This window comes from Allokutzneria multivorans, from assembly GCF_039537405.1.
Lineage (GTDB): Bacteria > Actinomycetota > Actinomycetes > Mycobacteriales > Pseudonocardiaceae > Allokutzneria > Allokutzneria multivorans.
In genome coordinates this window covers 464,786-484,066 of the sequence record NZ_BAABAL010000005.1, presented here as the reverse complement: position 1 = coordinate 484,066, position 19,281 = coordinate 464,786, and the positions used below count along the sequence as shown (strand labels likewise).

General features: G+C 69.2%; 14 protein-coding genes. 3 read left to right on the top strand and 11 right to left on the bottom strand.

Annotated elements, in window-relative coordinates:
- Positions 1-60: 60 nt before the first annotated feature.
- From ABD798_RS06190 to ABD798_RS06180, 3 genes are all read right to left on the bottom strand, one after another.
- Positions 61-963, bottom strand: a complete 903-nt coding sequence (locus ABD798_RS06190; RefSeq protein ID WP_344871530.1) for a sugar ABC transporter permease — start codon at positions 961-963, stop codon at positions 61-63.
- Positions 963-1,880 (bottom strand): carbohydrate ABC transporter permease, encoded by a 918-nt coding sequence (locus ABD798_RS06185; protein ID WP_344871529.1) that lies wholly within the window; start codon positions 1,878-1,880, stop codon positions 963-965. Before ABD798_RS06185 ends, ABD798_RS06190 begins: the two co-directional genes overlap by 1 nt.
- 145 nt (positions 1,881-2,025) lie before the next feature.
- Positions 2,026-3,288, bottom strand: coding sequence for an extracellular solute-binding protein (locus ABD798_RS06180; protein WP_344871528.1), 1,263 nt, complete (start codon positions 3,286-3,288; stop codon positions 2,026-2,028).
- Between the two features lie 239 nt (positions 3,289-3,527).
- Here ABD798_RS06180 and ABD798_RS06175 point away from each other — a divergent pair, with 239 nt between their 5' ends.
- Positions 3,528-4,553 (top strand): LacI family DNA-binding transcriptional regulator, encoded by a 1,026-nt coding sequence (locus ABD798_RS06175; RefSeq protein WP_344871527.1) that lies wholly within the window; start codon positions 3,528-3,530, stop codon positions 4,551-4,553.
- 193 nt (positions 4,554-4,746) lie between these two features.
- On the opposite strand, the gene ABD798_RS06170 is transcribed toward ABD798_RS06175, so the two are convergent.
- Genes ABD798_RS06170 through ABD798_RS06160 form a run of 3 tightly spaced genes read right to left on the bottom strand, consistent with a single transcriptional unit; the run spans position 4,747 to position 7,284 of the window.
- Positions 4,747-5,178, bottom strand: a complete 432-nt coding sequence (locus ABD798_RS06170; protein ID WP_344871526.1) for a VOC family protein — start codon at positions 5,176-5,178, stop codon at positions 4,747-4,749.
- Complete coding sequence (locus ABD798_RS06165; RefSeq protein WP_086821494.1) at positions 5,178-5,423, bottom strand: acyl carrier protein; 246 nt, start codon at positions 5,421-5,423, stop codon at positions 5,178-5,180. Before ABD798_RS06165 ends, ABD798_RS06170 begins: the two co-directional genes overlap by 1 nt.
- Before the next feature lie 7 nt (positions 5,424-5,430).
- Complete coding sequence (locus ABD798_RS06160; RefSeq protein ID WP_344871525.1) at positions 5,431-7,284, bottom strand: HAD-IIIC family phosphatase; 1,854 nt, start codon at positions 7,282-7,284, stop codon at positions 5,431-5,433.
- Between the two features lie 132 nt (positions 7,285-7,416).
- Here ABD798_RS06160 and ABD798_RS06155 point away from each other — a divergent pair, with 132 nt between their 5' ends.
- Entirely contained in the window at positions 7,417-8,103 is a 687-nt protein-coding gene (locus tag ABD798_RS06155) for a UDP-N-acetylglucosamine acyltransferase (protein ID WP_344871524.1), read from the top strand.
- A gap of 197 nt (positions 8,104-8,300) precedes the next feature.
- Positions 8,301-9,398 carry a LacI family DNA-binding transcriptional regulator gene (locus tag ABD798_RS06150; RefSeq protein ID WP_344871523.1) on the top strand — a complete coding sequence of 366 codons (1,098 nt, stop codon included), beginning with the start codon at positions 8,301-8,303 and terminating at the stop codon, positions 9,396-9,398.
- A gap of 272 nt (positions 9,399-9,670) precedes the next feature.
- Here the strand turns inward: ABD798_RS06150 and ABD798_RS06145 are convergent, their stop codons facing one another.
- From ABD798_RS06145 to ABD798_RS06125, 5 genes are all read right to left on the bottom strand, one after another.
- A complete protein-coding gene (locus ABD798_RS06145; protein WP_425549167.1) occupies positions 9,671-10,903 on the bottom strand; it encodes a pentapeptide repeat-containing protein in 1,233 nt (410 codons plus the stop codon).
- Positions 10,904-11,012: 109 nt separating this feature from the next.
- Positions 11,013-12,983, bottom strand: coding sequence for a tachylectin-related carbohydrate-binding protein (locus ABD798_RS06140; RefSeq protein WP_344871522.1), 1,971 nt, complete (start codon positions 12,981-12,983; stop codon positions 11,013-11,015).
- The gene (locus tag ABD798_RS06135) at positions 12,980-14,968 is read right to left on the bottom strand and encodes a tachylectin-related carbohydrate-binding protein (protein ID WP_344871521.1); all 1,989 of its coding nucleotides are present in this window, start codon (positions 14,966-14,968) and stop codon (positions 12,980-12,982) included. Before ABD798_RS06135 ends, ABD798_RS06140 begins: the two co-directional genes overlap by 4 nt.
- Before the next feature lie 206 nt (positions 14,969-15,174).
- Positions 15,175-17,709 (bottom strand): trehalose-phosphatase, encoded by a 2,535-nt coding sequence (gene otsB / locus ABD798_RS06130; protein ID WP_344871520.1) that lies wholly within the window; start codon positions 17,707-17,709, stop codon positions 15,175-15,177.
- A gap of 85 nt (positions 17,710-17,794) precedes the next feature.
- Positions 17,795-19,237: an alpha,alpha-trehalose-phosphate synthase (UDP-forming) gene (locus ABD798_RS06125; RefSeq protein ID WP_344871519.1), complete on the bottom strand. Its 1,443-nt coding sequence runs from the start codon at positions 19,235-19,237 to the stop codon at positions 17,795-17,797.
- Positions 19,238-19,281 lie beyond the last annotated feature (44 nt).

Genomic DNA, 19,281 nt, shown 5'->3' with positions numbered 1-19,281 from the left:
CGATTCCGTCAGCCCCTCGGGTGACACTTCAACGATAAAGGTTCAGACCAATAGCGCGCGCTACCCCTTGACCGCTCCTGAGGCAAGTCCGGCAACGAGGAACTTCTGGACCAGGTAGAAGACGATTACCGCCGGAATCGCCACGAGGATCGAGGCCGCGGCCAGATGACCCCATTCGGTCCGGTTCTGCTGGACGAACACCTGAAGGCCGACGGCCAGCGTCTTCGACTCGTCGGAGGCCGAAAGGAAGGCCGAGGCGAAGGCGACCTCACCCCAGGCGGTGAGGAAGGCGTAGAACGCCGTGACCGCGAGGCCCGGCTTCGACAGCGGCAGCACGAGCCGCCAGAAAACGGCGAACGGGGAGAGCCCGTCGATGCGGCCCGCCTCGTCGATGTCGCGGGGGATCGCGTCGAAGTAGCCCTTGAGCATGTAGGCGCAGAACGGCACCGCGGTCGTGCAGTAGACCAGTACCAGGCCGAGGCTCGTTCCCTGAAGCCCAAGGGAGAGAAGGATGTTGTACAGCGGCACGATGAGCACCGCGAACGGGAACATCTGGATCAGTAGGAACGACAACATCATTCCGCGGTAGCCGGGGAAGCGGAACCGGCTCACGGCGTAGGCGGCGGTCGCGGAGAGGAACACCGAGATGACCGTCGTCAGGATCGCGATCACCGCGGAGTTGGCGAACCAGGACAGGAACGAGCCCTTCTCGCCCGCGAGGATGTTCGCGTAGTTGTCCAGGCTCGACTCGTTGAACAGCGTCGGCGTGGTCTCGGCGGCCTTCGCGTCGGGCTTCAACGACGTGATGAAGACCCAGAACACCGGGAAGACCGCGATCAGCGACGCGACGATGAGCGTGCCGTGCAAGCCGAAACTGGCCAGCCGCGAGCGCTTGGGCTTGCCCATTGGCTTAGGCGCAACGGCGTTCTCCGTCGCCTTGATCGAAGCGGCGTCGAGGCTCATCACCACACCTCACCCTGCCGGCGAAGCGCGCGGCGATAGACGGAAGCGAACACGAGCAGCACGGACAGGATCAGCACGCCGTAGGTCGAAGCGATGGCGTAGTCGCGCGAGGCGCCGTTGAAGAAGCGCTCGAACGCGTAGGTGATCAGCAGTCGAGTGTTCGGGTTGATACCGGTGATCAGGTACACCACCGCGAACATGTTGAACGTCCAGATGGTGCCGAGCAGGATCACCGTGCTGGACACCGAGCGCAGGCCGGGCAGGGTCACGTTGCGGAACCTCTGCCACGGGGTGGCGCCGTCGATCTCCGCCGCCTCGTAGAGCGAGCCGTCGATCGCTTGCAGGCCACCGAGAATCGTCATCATCATGAACGGGACGCCGAGCCAGACGTTGACCAGGATGACCGCGACCAGCGCGAGATCGGACTGGCCGAGCCAGACGAAGTCGGGGAGCCCGACCGCGCGCAGCAGCTGGTTGATGATCCCGTACTGCGCGTTGAACATGTACTTCCACGCGAAGGCGCTGATGAACGCGGGCACCGCCCACGGAAGGATCAGCAGCACCCGGTAGACGCCCCGGCCGCGCATCGGGCGGTTGAGCAGCAACGCCAGCGCGAGGCCGATGACGAAGTGCAGGCCGACGCAGGCGAAGGTCCAGATCAGGGTGCGCAGCAGGACGTCCCAGAAACTGCCGTAGGACGCGTCGCCGCTGAGGACGTTCGCGTAGTTCTCCAGGCCGGTGAACTCGTAGCTCGCCGGGCGGTCGAGCACCGGGTTGGCGATGTTCGACTCGTTGATGTTGGTGAGGCTGTAGAAGGCGCCCTGCAACAACGGCAGGATCACCAGCACGCCCGTGACGATCACGGCTGGCAGCACCATCGCGTAGGCGTACCAGTGCCGACTGAAGAACCCTCGCACTGTCCCTGACTCCCGTGTCCGAGACCGAGAAGGCGCCCCTCGTGGTGAGGGGCGCCCTAGGGCGCGTTTCACAGGTCCGTGTTCGCGATAGCCGGGCCGATCCCGACTCTCATCGAACGAGACCCATGAAACACGCCCTAGTCGGTCAGCCCTGCGAATACTCCTTGACGACCTGGTCCTTGTAGGTCTTGGCGACCTCGTCCAGCGCGACCTTGGCGGTCTTCTTGCCGGAGAGGACGTCGGCGTAGCCGATCTTCAACGGGTCGAAGAGCTGGCCGCCCTCGGGAATCCACGCGCGGGCGTGCGCCGACTTGATCGCCTCGGAGAAGCCCGTGACCACGGCCTGCGACTTGACGTCGGCGTTGTCGTAGACGGCCTTGCGGGTGGGCAGCAGGCCCAGTTCCTTGGCGACCGTGGCCTGCGACTCCGCCGAGCTCATGCACTGGATGAACTTGATGGCGTTGTCCTTGGCCTTGGTGCCCTGGCGGATCACGTAGTTGTGCCCGCCGACCGGCCCGGAGCCCTTGCCCGCGCTCGCACCGGGAACGGGAGCGATGCCGAGGTTGGAGGCGTCCTTGAACGCGTCGCTCTTGAGGATGTCCACCACGGCCCACGGACCGTCGATGATCATCGCGACCTGGCCGCCGGAGAACGCGGCCTTCATGTTGTTGTAGGAGTTGCTCGGGTCCTGCGCGGTCTGCGCGGCCTTCGCGTCCAGCAACGACTTCGCGGTCTCGACGCCCTTGACCGAGGCCGCCGCGTTCACGGTGATCTTCTTGGACGCGGTGTCCACCAGGTCACCGCCGTCGCCGTAGATGAACGGCAGCGCGTAGTAGGCGTCGTTGTTGACGAAGAAGGCCTTCTCGCCGAGCTTCGCGCCCGCGGCCTTCACCTCGTCCCACGTCTTCGGCGGCTGGATGCCCGCGTCGGCGAGCATCTTCTTGTTGTAGAGCAGGCCGAGGGTGTCGGTGACCTGCGGGACGGCGTAGGTCTTGCCGTCGTACTTGGTCGAGCCGGCCGCCACGTCCAGGTAGTCGGCGCCGTCCTTGGCGAGGTCGGTCGCGGACAGGTCCTGGATCAGCCCGTTCTTGGCGAACTCGGAGACCCAGGCGACCTCGGCGCGGAACACGTCGGGACCCTGCCCGCCCTGCGCGTTGGTCTTGTAGTTGCTGCGAGCCTGGTCGAAGGCGACCTGCTCGGGCTGGACCTGGTAGCCGCCCTTGGTGGCGCAGCCCTCGGCCAGCTTCTTGAACACCGGGTGCTCGTTGGGGCCGCTGGTGTCCCAGAAAACGATCTTGTTGGCGTTGCCGCTGCCGGAGCCACCGCCGCAGCCGGTGAGGGCGAGCGCTCCCGCCGCCGTCAGCGCGGCGGCGCGGATGAGGTTCTTCGCGAGGGGTGTGCGTCGCATCGTTGCTGTCGTTCCCTCCGTGTACCTGCGCGTCGTCGTCGGCGGCAGGCGGGTCAACTTCTGCAAGCTTTTGCGTTGAGGCTGACGCGGATTTCATACCCGAAGGGCATGTTCGGTCAAGACTTCTGGCGTAACCAACCAGTAACAAGCCCGAAGTCACTGCAACATTCTTCAGGCCATTGCAAAAACTTGCTGACCTCGGCAGGCTAGTGCCCGACGGCAGGAGAACGGAGGAGCGCGTGGCAGGTCTTGCCGAGATCGCCAAGGCCGCTGGCGTGAGCATCTCGACGGTGAGCCGGGTGCTGAACCGGCGCGCGGGCGTCAACGAGGCGACCCGGCGCCGAGTGCTGGAAGCGTTGGGGGAGTTGCCCTACAGCCCTCGCGGCCTGGGCGCGCTGCAACGCACCGGGGTGATCGGCCTGCTCGTGCCCGAGCTGTCGAACCCGATCTTCCCGGCCTACGCGGAGGCGCTGGAGACGCGCGCGTCGCTGGCGGGCTACTCGTCGCTGCTGTGCAACACCCGCTCCGAGGGCTGGGCGCTGCGCGAGGAGGAGTACGTCCGAATGCTGCTCGCGCGCGGCGTCGAGGGCATGGTCTTCGTGTCCCCGGAAATCACGAACGTCGAAGCGGGCGGAGAGACCTACTACGCGCGGTTGCTGGCCGACGGCGTGCACATGGTCTTCGTCAACGGCGGCGCACCCGGGCTCGACGTTCCCGACGTGACGGTCGACGAGCAGGTCGCCGGCTACCTCGCGACCCGGCACCTGGTTGAGCTGGGGCACAAGCGGATCGGCTTCGTCTGCGGTCCCGCGCGCTCACTGCCGACGCGGTTGAAGCGCGCCGGATGGGCTGCGGCGCTTGAGGAATCCGGCCTGCACGCCGACGAAACCCTTGTGGCGCACGCACCTTACGGCGCCGAGGGCGGAGCTGCCGCGATGGCCACGCTGCTCGACTCCGCGTCGGCTCCGACCGCCGTGATCTGCTCGTCGGACCACATGGCGCTCGGCGCGATGCGCGAGGCGCACCGGCGCGGGCTCTCGGTCCCCGGGCAGATGTCGATCGTCGGCTTCGACGACATTCCCCTTGCGGCGTACTGCACTCCGGCGCTGACCACGCTCGCCCAGCCGATCGCGGAGATGGCCCGCGCGGCCGTCGACGAGCTGGTCCAACGCCTCACCCCGGGCGCGAGGCGCACCGGCGGCAGCTACAGCCGCGTGTTCCGCCCCCGCCTCGTGGTGCGCGAGTCCACCGCCCCACCGTCCTGACCCAGCGCTTAAGCCCTGAACGACCCGTTTAGTGCGCTAGATGCCCCGAACGACCCGTTTAGTGCGCTAGAAGCCCCGAACGACCCGTTCAGTGCGCTAGAAGCCCTGAACGGGTCGTTTAGTGCGTTAGACGCACCGAACGGGTCGTTCAGCGCGTTCAGCGCACCGAACGGGACGTTGGCGGGGCGGAGGGCTACTGGGCGCGGCGCGGGGTGGAGTACTGGACCAGCTCGATGAGGAAACCGGCGGCCCGGCCGAGGTAGAAGAAGGCGACCTGCATGCCTTCGCGAGCACCCGCGCACGGCTCGGCGTCGAGCTGGACGAAGCCCTGGGAACGCAGGCGCGTCATCTCCGCCGCGAGGTCGTCGACCTCCAGCGCGATGTGGTACGCGCCAGGACCCTTCTTGGCCAGCTGCGACTGGACCGACGAGTCCTCGCGGGTCGGGGAGACCAGCTCGACGCTGACCTCCTCCGGCTTGCCGGACAGGCCCCAGAACTCGCACGCCACGCCGTACTCGTCGGCGGTGCCGGTCTCGCCCTGGGACATGCCGAGCGCGGTGAGGAGCTTGCCCGCGGCCTCGGGGTCCTTGACCGCGACGCCGACGTGGTCGATGCCGAGGATCACTACTTGATCCCCGCGCTGACGGCCGAGGCTAGCTCGTCGACGGTCTTGGCCGCGTTGAACTCGCGCAGGTCGAGCTGGACGCCGAAGCGGCCCTCCACCTGGGAGAGGATCTCCAACGCGCCCATGCTGTCCCAGTTCTCGTGGTCGCGCAGGGTCGGGTGCGCCTCAAGGTCCGCGCGCGGGATCTCCAGCACGTCCTCCAGGATGTCCAGAACCCCGTCGGTCACCGACTGCGTGTCCGCCATGACTGCGTCACTTCTCCTTGAGTTGGATCGAATCGGGCACGAGGTCGGCGGCGCCGTCCACGGCCAGCTCGTGGACCTGGGTGGAATCCCTGTCCCCGGTGTGCGTGAAACCGAGCTGAGACCACAGCTTCGACGAGACGGTGTTGCGCGCCGACGGCGTGAAGGTGCCGCGCAGCGTGGCCGCTCCGGATTCCTTTGCCTGCCGCAGCAGCCAGCCGACCATGGCCTGCTCCACCCCGCGACCGAGCACGCGGCAGCTCATCACCAGGTTGAGCACCTCCCACGCGTCGGCGTCCTTGCGGACCCACGCGGCGCCCACCATGCCCTCGTCGCCGAAGCGGTCGGCCACCGAGCAGGACAGCACGACGTGGTCGTCGCTCTCGGACATCGTGGTGGTCTCGGCCTGGTCGAAGCGCAGGCCGGTGAGGTTGAACTGGTTGGTGCGCGCGGCGAGCTGCGCGATCCGGGCCACGTCGAACGGCGTTGCCTCGGCGACGGTGACGACGACTTCGAGCGCCTTGAGGTAGTCGTCGGCCGAACCGAAGCCCTCGGCGAAGTTCCCGCGCTCGGCCCGCGCCTTGTACAGCCCGGGGCGCTTGCGGTCGGTGTCGGTCAGCTCCAGGGTGTCGAACCACCCGCCACGCAACAGGTTCCGCACCAGGTAGGCCGGGTCGCCGTCGGCGGCGATCACCGCGACTTCGGGCAGTGCGGCGGTCACCTCGCCGCGCTCGAAGCGCGAGTCGTCCATGAACACGAAGGAGTTCGGCGACAGGCTCAGCTGTGCGGCCATCGCCTTGAGGTTGCCGGACTTCGGCGACCAGTTGACCGCGCTCGCCGAGAACATCTCTGGGCGCAGCAACACTTCCGGGTGCTCGGTCAGCGCGGACTCGACGTGCTCGGCGTCGTTCTTGCTCGCCAGCGCCAGGATCACGCCCTGGTCCCGCAGGCGGAGCACGCTGCGCTGGAACTCCGTGTAGGCGCTGCCCGGGTAGAGCCCGCCCAGCTCGACGCCCGCCGCGCCGACCTCGCCGAGCACGCCGCCCCACTGGGTGTTGTCCAGGTCCAGTGCGAGCACCTTGCGGGAGAGCCCGGTCTTCGCCTGGAGGAACCGCCGCGCCTCGCGGGCCAGCACCATCAGCGCCGCGTCGGTGTAGGGGAGATCGGCGAAGCGCAGCAGCCGATCGTCCTGCGCGGCAACGGCTTCGTCGGCGAGCGCGCTGACGAAGTCGGCGACGGCGATCGCCGAGTGCTCCTCGGCCAGCTCCAGGATCGCGGCGTTGAGCTGGGCCCAGCAGCGGCTGACCTTCGCCCGCGCGCTCCAGCTGACGAGTCCGTCGCGGACCACGGCGGGCAGCGGGACGGTGTGCGTGAGCACGGTGGTCTTGCCCCGGGTCACCACGTCGGCGAGCAGGCCGCGGAAGGACTGCACGCGCTCGGTGATGAAGGCGGTCAGCGCGTCGACATCGCTGCCGCTCCAGTCCTTGGGCAGGAAGTAGGAGGAGTCGGTGGTGCAGAACAGCACGTCCTGGCCCGCGTCGAAGAGCGGGTCGTCCGCCCGTGACAGCGTGAGCTCGAACGCGGCGTAGTCACCCGTGGTGAAGCTCGGCAGCATCCCGCCCGCCGCGAGGCTCGCGCGCAGGATCGGCTCCAGCGGGCCGACCGTGTACGTGGCGAGCACGCCGACCTTGGTGGCGTTCAGCCCAGTGGCTTCGGCGGTGGCCGACTTCAACGTCCTGCCGAGCTTGCGGAAGGCCGCGGGATCGTCGCTCTGGGCGAGCGCGGTCAGATCGGCCCGGCCCAGGGGGCTCCCCGCCTTCGCCGCGGCCGTGAGGTTGGTGAGGAACCCGTCGGTCGCGTCCACCACGGTCTTCGGCCTCGCTTCGGGTGCTCGGGGTCGCAGGTCCGGGCGAGTCTACCGAAACGGGTGAGGCGGCCTCCGGGGCCGATCAGGACTGGTCACGGCGGCGTGTGACGGGCCTGACAGGATGCGCGCATGGCGAACCGCATTCACCCAACGGCGATCATCGGCGACGGCGTCGAGCTCGGCGAGGACAACGTCATCGGCCCGCACGCGGTCATCCTCGGGCCGACGCGGATCGGCGACGGGAACTGGATCGGCCCCGGCGCGGTCATCGGGACGCCGCCGGAGAACCGCGGCACGCACCACGTGGTCGGCTGGGAGGGCGAGCAGAGCGAGCACGGCGTCGTGATCGGCGACCGCAACCGCTTCCGCGAGCACATCTCCATCCACAGCGGCACGCACCGCCCGACGCGCGTCGGCGACGACTGCTTCTTCCTGGTGTACAGCCACATCGGTCACGACGTGCGCGTCGACGACAACGTCACGCTCGCCCCGTCCGCGCGCGTCGCCGGGCACAACCACGTGTGGTCCTACGCCAACATCGGCATGTCCGCCGCCGTGCACCAGCAGGTCGACATCGGCCCCGGCGCGATGATCGGCATGGCCGCCGCGGTCCGCAAGGTCGTCAAGCCGTTCACCACCGTCGTCGGCAACCCGGCCAAGGCGGTCGGCGTGAACACCGTCGGCCTGTCCCGGCTCGGCTGCTCCGACTCCGTGGTCGAGGCCCTGTCCGATCACGTGCTCGGTGGCTCGGCTGAGCTGCCCGCGGGCGTGCCCGACGCGCTCGCCGGACTCCTCAAGGAGTGGGCGGCTCGCTAGAGCGTTGACGGCGGAGGGCGCGAGAGCGCTCTCCGCCACTCGATCGGGCAGCCTTATCCCGCGAAGTGAACAGATGCGCAAATTGGTCTGGACCAAAGTCAGTCGAGTTCAGAGCTTTGACCTGCGGATTTGTTGAGTTGAACACAGGTTCGTCACCCGGACTTCTCTCGGTGGTTCTGAACCGTTACGGTCACGTCATGGCGCGGTCGATGAACACGCGGCGCCCCGCTACTTTGGCGTCTCTGGCAGCGGAACTCGGGGTCTCGCGGACGACGGTGTCGAACGCGTACAACCGGCCCGACCAGCTCTCGCCCGAGCTGCGCCGCCGAGTGCTGGAGACCGCGCGGCGCCTTGGTTACCCCGGTCCCGATCCGGTTGCTCGGTCCCTGCGCACCCGCAAGGCGGGCGCGGTCGGACTGCTGCTGACCGAGAACCTCTCCTACGCCTTCCGCGACCCGGCGGCCGTCGGGTTCCTCGAAGGGCTCTCGCTGGCGTGCGAGGAGGCCGGGCAGGGCCTGCTGCTCGTCCCGGCCAACCCCGAGCGCGAGGACGTCGCGGCCGTGCACCGCGCGGGCGTCGACGGCTTCGTCGTCTACTCGGTGCCCGACGACGACCCCCACCTGGCCGCCGTGCTGGAGCGGCCCGTGCCGACCGTGGTGTGCGACCAGCCCGATGTCGATTCCGTCGACCGGGTCGGCATCGACGACCGCGAGGCCATCGCCGCCGTCGCCAGGCACCTCATCGAGCTCGGCCACCGCCGCATCGGCGTGGTCTGCATGCGCCTGGCCCGCGACCGCAACGACGGTTTCGTGTCCGTGCAGCGGCAGCGCGAGGCCCACTTCCACGTGCAGCGGGCCCGGCTCGCCGCGCTGGCCGACACCTTCGGCGCGGTCGGCGTCGAGTGGACGAACGTGCCCGTCGTCGAGCGCTTCGACCACACCATCGCCAGCGGTGCCACCGCCGCCGGGCAGCTGCTCGACCGCGACCCCGACCTGACCGCGATCATCTGCACCTCCGACATCCTCGGGCTCGGCGCGCTCAACGAGGCTCATCGGCGCGGGCTGCGGGTGCCGCAGGACCTCACCGTCACCGGCTTCGACGGCATCACCGAGGCCGAGCGCGCCGGGCTGACCACGGTTCGCCAGCCCGTCCTGGAAAAGGGCCGCGCAGCCGGGCGACTGCTGATGGACAACGCCGACCACGGCCGTCCGCGCACCGTCACCCTGGACACCGAGCTGGTCATCGGCACCACCGCCGCGGCCCCCAAGCCCGTCGACCAGTGGTACGGCCCCTGACCCTCCACCTCGGCTGAGGTCGTTGTCCCTGAACGGGTCGTTTAGTGCGCTCAACGCACCAAACGACCCGTTCAGTGCGTTGAGCGCGTCAAACGAGCCGTTGGCGGGCGCTCCACCACCTCAACGAGTCATTGAGGCCGCCCAACCATCTCAACGAGTCATTGAGCACGCTCAACGACCTGAATGAGTCATTGAGGGAGTTGAGGTACCTGAATGAGTCATTGAGGGCGCTCAAGTACCTCAATGACTCATTCAGCGCGTAAGGGGTGGGGCTAGCCGAAGGGGATGAGGGAGTCGTCGGGGGGCTCGTCGGTCGGCGGGTCGACGCGGGTGACCTTGCCGTTGTGGTCGACGACGGCGTTCCACCCCCACGGCAGCTGCACGCGGTTGTCGCGGTTGGTCAGCTCGACGTCCTGCAGGCCGATGAGCTCGTCGCCGATGGTGGCGTCGGCGAGCACGAGCGTGGCGATGGTGGACTCGTCGAAGAGCACGCCGTGGTGGAAGTGGGATCGCTGCATGTCGACGTACTTGGCGGCGGAGATGCCGAAGAACACGGGCGTGTCCCAGAACTCCGCCTCGACCGCGCGCAGCTCGCCGTGGAACTTGGTGCCGCTGAAGCTGATGGGGCCCCACACGTGGCTCCGGCCGAGGTCGACGTCGCCGCTGAACTGGCAGCCGTCGAAGGTGGTGTCGCCGTAGACCTGGGCGCCGCGCAGGGTCAGCGTCCCGAGCTGCGCGCTGGGCAGCGCCAGGTGGTCGAGCACGGCGCCGGTCAGGTCGAGGGTGCAACCGGGCTGGTTGTGCAGGGCGTCGCCGATCAGGCGCTGAGCGGCCATGCGGACCTGGCGCTCGCGGTCCACGCCGGGGTCGCTGCTGAACTCGCTGTCGTCGGGCTCGTAGTCGGTCGGGACCTCGGTCTCCGAGCGGTAGCGGTGCCGCAGGTCCCGGTAGCGCGGGTGGTCGAAGGGCCGCCGCAGGTACGAGCACAGGATGTCCACGACGGTCTGCGTGCGGTGCGGGTGGCTGCGGGCGAGCCCGGCCAGGGCGTGCAGCGCGCCGACGCGGACCTGGTCGGCCTCGTGCCCGAGCAGCTCGATGCCCCGGGCGAAGCGCTCGTCGGCGGTCTTCTCGCGCTCGTGCTCGGTGCGCAGCCGCTCGAGCTCCTGGCGCTCGTGCTCCAGCTTCTGCCGGTCCTCCTCGACGACCTGCCGCGACTCATCGGTGCGGCGCCTGCGGTCGTTGAGCCACAACGCGTACAGGGCCACGATGGAGCCGGACGCGAGGCCGCCGGTCTTGAGCGCCTCGGTGCGGTTGACGTAGGGATCGGTGGCGATCAGCCAGCCCACGACGACGCACATCGCGGCAGCCGCGCCGAAGATCGTGGTGGTCAGCATGGGCGCGTACTTGGCGGGGCTGGTCTCCCGGCGTCGCCGGTGCACGACGAAGAACGCGAGCGCGGCCAGCAGGCACGCACCACCGCATCCGAACCACACCCACGTCTCCATGACGCGATTGTCGCGCGTGGACTCCACGATTGCCGATCATGTTCACCTTGTTGTCCCACAACGAAGGGCCGTCCACCCGCAGAGGTGAACGGCCCTTCGCGTCAGGACGTCAGCGCTTCTTCTTGATCTTGGTGAAGGTCACCTTCGCGAGGTCGGCCTTCTTCTCGCCGGAGCGGGGAGCCTGAGCGCCCCAGTTCAGCGAGGTGATCCAGAGCTCGTCCTGGGCGTCCCGGAAGGACAGCACGACCTGGGTGTCGCGGTAGCGCGCGACGCTCGGGTCGGTCGCCGAAGCGGGGGCGCCGGCCGCCAGCCGCTCCCACGGGTGGAACGCGCCGTCCGCCTTGCGCTCGGTGAAGTGCAGCGCTCCGGCCGAGTCCCGCGCGGCGATGCCGAGCGAGCCGGTCGGCGTGTGCACGGCCTGCGGCTCACCCACGACGGTCAGCCCCGCAACGGCCTGCCACTTCTGGCCGACGAAACCGTTGTTGGCCTCGGCCATCGCGTAGACCTGGCCGTCCGCCCCGCGCACGACGAGCTCGGAACGGTTGTCGCCCTTGGTGATCGCCGAGACCTGGCCGGTGAAGCCGCTCTCGGTGCCGAGCTGGGTCCAGCGGGAACCGTTGTCCCCCAAAGGAACCAGATCGGTGGAGACCTCGGTGGCGAACAGCTTGCCAGTGCGGTCGGATGCGATGATCCGGATGGAGTCCGGCTTCGTCGAGTAGTGCACGCTCTGCGCGGTCGGCGCGGTGGAGCTGAGCACCGGAGCGCCGTCGGCGGGAACGCGGATCCGCTTCCACGACGGGAAAACGCCGTTCTTGCGGTTCTGCAACCTGCCCCAGAGCTTGCCCTCGCCGTCGATCGCGATCGCCGCGACCTGGCCGGGCTGCGGCGTCACCAGCGTGGTCGGGCTGGACATCCGGCCCGTGCCCTCGCCGACCGGGGACCACTGGTCGCCCAGCCTGCTGTCGCGCACGCCGCTGTCGGCGCCCTGCGCGGCCAGCTGGAGCGAGCCGTCGTAGTTCTCGGTGAGCGACGGGGTTCCGACGAAGTTGTCGTGGCCCTCGACGACGCGCCACGCACCCTGGTCGGACGGGTTCGCCTGCGAGAGGTGGAACACCGTGCGCTGGTGGTCGACGAACACGTGCTCGACCCGTCCACCCCGGCTGGCGTAGAGGTTCGTGCGCGAGTTCGGCTTCGCCCCGATCTGCGGCGCATCAGGCGTGCTGAGGGTGTTCTCGAAGCACTGGTTGGTGAACGCGGTGATGTCCGCCTCCGCCGTCCAGCCCGAGACGAGCACCTTGCCGGAGCGCGGGTCCAGCTTGTTGTCGGTGACCCGGTGCCACTTCAGCTGGCCCGAGGTGGTCATGCCGTAGATCAGGCCGCCACCGGGGGAGAACAGGCGGGTGAAGTTCTGCCAGCCGCCGTTGCCGATCTCCACGCCGACCTCGTCGATCCAGCGGTCGGAGGTGGCGTTGTGGTGGTGGCGGAACAGCCTGCCCTGCGCGTCACGGCCGAAGATCGCGCCGTCCCACGAGGTGACGACGGCGTTGTAGCGGTCCCACCCGGTGGAGAGCAGCCGGGCCGGGCCCCACTGCCGCGTCTGCGGGTTGTACGGGTTGCGCCACAGCTCGCCGCCCGGCTCGATGGTGATCATCGCGCCGGTGTTGTCGAAGGAGATCCGGTTGCGGTACTCCGGCGTCAGGAACTTCTTGACCCAGTCACCGCGGGCGATGACGTCGAAGGCCTGTCCGGGGGGCGGTGCGTCCCAGCCGTTGCCGTTCCAGCGCCAGCGGTGGATCTCGCCTTCCTTGATCAGCGCGAAGACGCTGCCGTCGTGACCGGCGATCGTGCGGCCGGTCCAGCCGCCGCTGAGCAGCCGGGCCTGGCCCCAGCGGGCCTCGCCGCCCACCGGGTCCTCGTGCTTGTTGAGCCACAGCCCGCCGTTCGGGTCGACGCCGAGCGTCTGCACGGGCGGGTTGCACAGCAACTCGGCGGCCTTCGCCTTCGGAGCGGCCGTGGCGGCCCCGCCGAAGAGCAGCGTCGAGCCGAGCGCGGCGACTGCCGCGATCGCGGTGATCCTCACTTGGTAGCCACCTTCTTGGCCTTGGCGAAGCTGACCTTGGCGGAGCGCTTGGCGGTGGTGCCGGGCGCCTGCTTCTGGTTCCACTCCAAGGTCCCGATGTAGATCTCGTCCTGGGCGTTGCGGAAGCTCAAGATCACGGAGTTGGCGCCGTAGCGGAGAAGGCTCAGCTCGGTCGCGGCCACGCCCGGGTCGCTCACCAGCTCCCACGGCAGGTACGCGCCGTCGCCGCCCTGCTCGGTGAAGTACAGGGCGCCGTCGGCACCCTTGGCGCTGATCGCGGGAACCCCGTTGGGGCTCGCGACGACCTGCGGCTCACCCGCGAAGGCGCGGTCGCCGACGACCGTCCACGTGGAGTTCTTGAAACCGTCCCACTTGTTGGAGCCGGTGATCACGCGGACCTTGCCGTCGGTGCCGCGCGCGACCACGGCCTGGCCGCCGCCGGGCAGCTCGGTCACGGTCGGACGGCTCGCGAAGGTCACGTCGGAGGCGAGCTTGCGCCAGACCGTGCCGGTGCTGGGCACGTGGTCCGCCGCGAGGTCGACGTACTGGATGCCGCCCCACTTGTCGAGCCCGAAGACCCGGTTGTTCTCACCAGCGCGCAGCACAGCGGGGGCCTCGGCGACGAAGTTCGTGGTCTCCGGGTACACCGACAGCTTGCGCCACGGGCCGAACGCGCCGTTCTGGCCGACCTGGGTGCGGTGCCACAGCCACCCGCCGCCGTCGAAGGCGTAGATCGACAGCTCGTTGCGGTTGTTGCGGATCAGAGCGGGCTCGCCCGCCATGCGTCCGTTGAGCGCGTCACCGGGCTGCCAGGTGGTGCCGAAGGTGCTGCGCTGCATGTCGGAGTCGACGTTGTGCGTCACCAGGTGCTGCGTGCCGTCGGCGGACTGGCCGAAGGCGGGAGCGCCGTTGGCGCCGTCGTGCCCGCGCGCGAGGTGCACCTCCAGGTTCAGCTCGCTCGGAGTCCGCTGGATCGCGTCGGCCACGAGGCGGTCGTTGGACACGAAGCTGTGGTGGATGCGCCCGTCAGGGGAGACCGAGAGCGTGGTGCGCCCGTGGTCCTTGCGCCACACGTCGGGGCGCCCGGGGATCAGCGGCGGCGACGGCGGGCACTGGTTGGTGAACGCGGTGATGTCCGCGTCCGCAGTCCAGTTCGAGATGAGGACCTTGCCGGAGCGCGGGTCCAGCTTGTTGTTGGTGACCCGGTGCCACTTGAGCTCACCGTTCTTGGTCATCCCGTAGACGATGTCGCCGCCGGGGGAGAACAGGCGGGTGAACTCCTGCCAGCCACCGTTGCCGATCTCCACGCCCGCCTCGTCGATCCAGCGCTGCGTGGCGGCGTTGTAGTGGTGGCGGAAGAGCTTGCCCGCGTTGTCGCGGCCGTAGATCACGCCGTCGAAGGTCGTGAAGATCGCGTTGTAGCGGTCCCAGCCCTTCGCGAGCATGCGCGCCGGGCCCCAGACGCGGGTCTGCGCGTTGTACGGGTTGACCCACAGCTCACCGTTGGCCTCCACGGTGTACATGTGGTTGAAACCGTCGAAGGCCACGCGGTTGCGGAACTCCGGCGTCAGGAACTTCTTGACCCACTCGCCGCGGGCGATGACGTCGAAGGCCTGTCCGGGGGGCGGTGCGTCCCAGCCGTTGCCGTTCCAGCGCCAGCGGTGGATCTCGCCCTCCTTGATGAAGGCGTAGACCGAGCCGTCCGGGCCTGCGATGGTGCGGCCCGTCCAGCCACCACCGAGGAGCCTGTTCTCGCCCCACCGCGCCTCGCCGTTGGCGGGGTCGAGGTGGTTGTTCAGCCAGAGGCCGCCGTTCGGGTCCACGCCGAGCGTGCGGATCGTGCTGCTGCAGGTCAGCTCCTGCTGCGGAGCCTTGGGTGCGGGCGAGGGCGCGGCCTGTGCCGCACCGGAGAGGACCAGCGTCGAAGCGACGGTGGCCGCTACCGAGAGCGCGCGGAAACGCGCGCCCGTGTTACTGGGCGTCATGTTTGTGTTTCCCCCATGCCGATTCCGGGCCCTGGAGCGGGCACCGGCATCCCCGACGCGGCCCGCTCGAGAGAGCGCTCCGCACGGGTGAGCATTCCGGGGAAACGGACGCCGGTCAATGTGCCAAATGCCGCAAAGTCCCAGCGTAACGGCACAAAAAAGACCCGCCGCCCCTACTACGGGACGGCGGGTCCTGACAACAAATTTCAGTCTTGCTTCGAGAGAAGTTGTGCGCAGCGGATGAGTCCGATGTGCGAGTAGGCCTGGGGGTGGTTGCCCAGGGAGCGTTCGGCGATCGGGTCGTACTCCTCGGGCAGGAGTCCGGTGGGGCCTGCGCAGTCGACCATCTGCTGGAAGAGTTCTTCTGCTTCGGTGCGGCGTCCGGTGAGCAGGTAGGACTCGATCATCCAGGCTGCGCAGATGTGCCAGCCGCCTTCGGTTCCGGGGAGGCCGTCGTCGCGGTGGTAGCGGTAGACGGTGACGCCGGAGCGGAGTTCGGCTTCGGTGGCGGTGACGGTGGCTTGGAAGCGCTCGTCCTGCGGGTCGATGAGGCCGGAGAGTCCGATGTGGAGGGTCGCCGCGTCCAGGTCGGGCCCGTCGTAGGCCGTCGCGTAGGACTGGACCTCCTCGTTCCACCCGTTCTCGACCACGTCCGCGCGGATGGTGTCGCGCAGCTCGGCCCAGCTCGCTTCGGCCTCGCGGCCGTAGGCGTCCGCGAGCTTGATCGCGCGGTCGAGGGTCACCCAGCACATCACCTTGGAGTAGACGCGGTGCCGCGGCGCGGCGCGCTCCTCCCAGATGCCGTGGTCCGGCTCGTGCCAGCGGCGGCTGACGGCCTCGGCCATCGCCTCCACCATGCGCCAGTCCTCGTCGGTGAGCTTGCCGCGCGCCTCGGTGACCATCGCGACGAGGTCGACGATGGGGCCGAACACGTCGAGCTGGACCTGCTGGTTGGCCAGGTTGCCCACCCGCACCGGACGCGAGCCCGCGTAGCCGGGGAGCGTGTCGATGACCGCCTCCGGCCCGAGGTGCGTGCCGTGCAGCGTGTACAGCGGGTGCAGCCGCTCCGGGCCCGGCAGCGTGGCGAGCACGCCGTGCACCCAGGACAGGTACTTCTCCGCTTCGGCGGTCGAGCCGAGGCGGACCAGCGCCTGCGCGGACAGCGCCGCGTCGCGGATCCAGCAGTAGCGGTAGTCCCAGTTGCGGACGCCGCCGATCTCCTCGGGCAGCGACGTGGTCGCGGCGGCCAGGAAGGCGCCGGTCTCGTCGTGCTGGAGACCCTTGAGCGTCAGCGCGGAACGGGCGACCAGGTCGCGCTGGACCTCCGGCAGGTTCAGACCCGCCAGCCAGTCGGTCCAGTACGAGCCCGCGCGGGCCCTGCGGTCGGCCTCGGAGACCTCGGCCGGGCCGAGGTCGTCGCTGCCGCAGCGCAGTTCGAGCACGATCGGCTGCTCCGGCGTCACCTCGACGACCGCGCGGGCCGATTCGTGCTGGCCGTCGGAGGTGATCGTCCACTCGACGCCGGGCGCGCGCAGCACGATCGGGTCGGAGGTGCCGAGCACCCGCAGGCCGTCCGCCTCGGCGGAGAGCTTGACCGCGACCTGGCCGAACTCCGGGCGCGGCGCGAAGTCGATCACCGCGCGGCTGTTGCCGGAGATGACCCGGACGATCTCCGTGCGGTGCGGCGGCGCGTAGTGGTCGAGGTAGTCGGTGACCAGCAGCTTCGACCAGCGGGTCTCCACCGTCATGGTGCCCGGAAGGTAGCGCTGGCCCAGCGGCAGGCCGTTGCGCTCCGGCTTGATGCCGAAGACGCCCGCGGTCGGTCCGCCGAGCAGGTCGGCGAAGATCGCGCCGGAGTCCGGCTCGGGGTGGCACAACCAGGTGAGCTTGGCGTCCGGCGTCAGCAGCGCCACGGAGCGCTCGTTGGCCAGCATGGAGATGCGCTCGATCGGCACCGCCTGCTCGCCGTAGAGCCAGGTGCGGCGCTCCTCCATCAGGAAGGCGAGCACCCTGGCCACGTCGGTGGTGTCGGCGATCTTGTACGCGGCCTGCGTCTCGCCGTCGCCGACCTTGATGCCCAGGTCGGGGCCGGTCAGCCGGGCGAAGGCCTTCTCGTCGGTGACGTCGTCGCCGACGAAGATCGCGGCGGTCGCGCCGACCTGGTGGCGCAGCACGTCGAGGGCGTGGCCCTTGTCGGTCTGCACGACGGCCAGCTCGATGACGGCCTTGCCCTCGGTGACCTGGACACCGTCCCAGGTGCACGGGCCGCTGCGCAGAGCTTCGAAAACGCGCTCGCCGACGGCGGCCTCCGCGCGGCGCACGTGCACCGCGACGCTGGCCGGCTTCATCTCCAGGTGCACGCCTTCTGCGCCGTCGATGATGCCGTCGAGCTCGTTCTTGATCTTGGCAAGCAGCTGCCGGGCCGTGGCGTCCAGCGCGTGCACGAAACCGACGTCGAACTCCGAGCCGTGGCTGCCGACGAGGTGCACCTCGGAGGGCAGCCGGGACAGCGTGGCGAGGTCGCGCAGCGCGCGCCCGGAGATCACCGCGACGGTCGTGGACGACAGGGTGGCCAGGGACCGCAGCGCGTTCACCGACTCCTGCAGCGGACGGGCCTGCTCAGGATCGGCGACGATGGGCGCCATCGTTCCGTCGTAGTCGCACGCGATCAGCAGCCGGGGAGTGCGGGCCAGCTGCACGAGCGCGCGACGAAGCTCGGCGGGAAGGGCTTCGGCGGTCAACGCCTGCTCCTACGGGGGCGTCGAAGGGACAACGGAAGTATGTGGAAAGCCGGGAGGAAAAGTGAATCCGACTTTCTTTGTGCGCTTACGCGTTGTTCGTCTCCTGCGCGCCGAGTGCCTCGAGGAACGAACGTGCCCAGCGGTCGACGTCGTGCGTGAGGACTTGGCGGCGTAGAGCGCGCATCCTACGGCGGCCCTCCGCCGGGTCCACGTCGAGGGCAGCCTGCAGCGCGTTCTTCACGCCGTCCAAATCGTGTGGATTGACGAGGAACGCGCTGGTGAGCTCGGCGGCGGCGCCGGCGAACTCACTGAGCACGAGCGCACCCCCCAGGTCGTGTCGAGTGGCCACGTACTCCTTGCAGACCAGGTTCATACCATCTCTGACCGGCGTCACCACCATCACGTCGGCCGCGCAGAAGTACGCCACCAGCTCCTTCCGGTCCACCGACTGGTGCAGGTAGTGCACGGCGGGGTGACCGATCTTGCCGAACTGGCCGTTGATCCGGCCGACGAGCCCTTCGATGTCGTCGCGCATCTGCTGGTAGTGCTCGACCCGCTCCCGGCTCGGCGTCGCCAGCTGCACCATGATCACGTCCTCCGGGTCGATCCGGCCCTCGGCCAGCATCTCCCCGAGCGCGTGCAACCGGACGTCGATGCCCTTCGTGTAGTCCAGCCGGTCGACCCCCAACATGATCTTCTTCGGGTTGCCCAGCTCGTTGCGGATCTCCTGCGCCCGCTTCTGCACGTCCGGGTCGTGCGCCAGCGCGTCCAGCCCCGCAGAGTCGATGGAGATCGGGAACGCCCCCACCCGCACCATCCGGTCCCCGTTGGGCACCACACCCGGCCGCGTCCGCACGCCGACCGCGCCCCGGCTCGGCTCCAGCCCCAGCAGGCGGCGGGCCAGCCACAGGAAGTTCTGCGCGCCGCCCGGCCGGTGGAACCCGACCAGGTCCGCGCCGAGCAGCCCCCTGATGATCTCCGTGCGCCACGGCAGCTGCTGGAACAGCTCCACCGGCGGGAACGGGATGTGCAGGAAGAAACCGATCTTCAGATCCGGCCTGCGCTCCCGCAGCATCGCCGGGACCAGCTGCAACTGGTAGTCCTGCACCCACACCGTCGCCCCCGGCCCCGCCGCCTCCGCCGTCGCGTCGGCGAAGCGCCGGTTCACCCGGACGTAGGCCTCCCACCAGTGGCGGTGGTACACCGGCGGCGCCACCACGTCGTGGTAGAGCGGCCACAACGTGCCGTTGGAGAAGCCCTCGTAGTAGTCCGCGACCTCCTTGGCGGACAACGGGACCGGGTGCAGGTGCACGCCCGTGTCCTCGAACGGCTCCACCTCGACGTCCGGCACCCCCGGCCAGCCCACCCACGCGCCGCTGCGGCTGCGCAGGAACGGCTCCAACGCCGACACCAACCCGCCAGGACTGCGCTTCCACCGTTCCGTGCCGTCCTCCAACCGTTCCAGGTCCACCGGAAGACGGTTGGCCACAACGATGAAATCGGCCTTCGACACTGGCGAGCTCGCCACCGGGAAACGCCTCCTCGACTGCCTGGCTGGATGAGCTGTGCGGA

Excerpts from the sequence above, each read along its gene's own strand:
- ABD798_RS06190 (WP_344871530.1), bottom strand. The coding sequence starts at position 963 with ATGAGCCTCGACGCCGCTTCGATCAAGGCGACGGAGAACGCCGTTGCG.
- ABD798_RS06180 (WP_344871528.1), bottom strand. The coding sequence starts at position 3,288 with ATGCGACGCACACCCCTCGCGAAGAACCTCATCCGCGCCGCCGCGCTG.
- ABD798_RS06165 (WP_086821494.1), bottom strand. The coding sequence starts at position 5,423 with ATGGCGGACACGCAGTCGGTGACCGACGGGGTTCTGGACATCCTGGAG.
- ABD798_RS06155 (WP_344871524.1), top strand. The coding sequence starts at position 7,417 with ATGGCGAACCGCATTCACCCAACGGCGATCATCGGCGACGGCGTCGAG.
- ABD798_RS06150 (WP_344871523.1), top strand. The coding sequence starts at position 8,301 with ATGGCGCGGTCGATGAACACGCGGCGCCCCGCTACTTTGGCGTCTCTG.
- ABD798_RS06145 (WP_425549167.1), bottom strand. The coding sequence starts at position 10,903 with ATGGAGACGTGGGTGTGGTTCGGATGCGGTGGTGCGTGCCTGCTGGCC.
- ABD798_RS06135 (WP_344871521.1), bottom strand. The coding sequence starts at position 14,968 with ATGACGCCCAGTAACACGGGCGCGCGTTTCCGCGCGCTCTCGGTAGCG.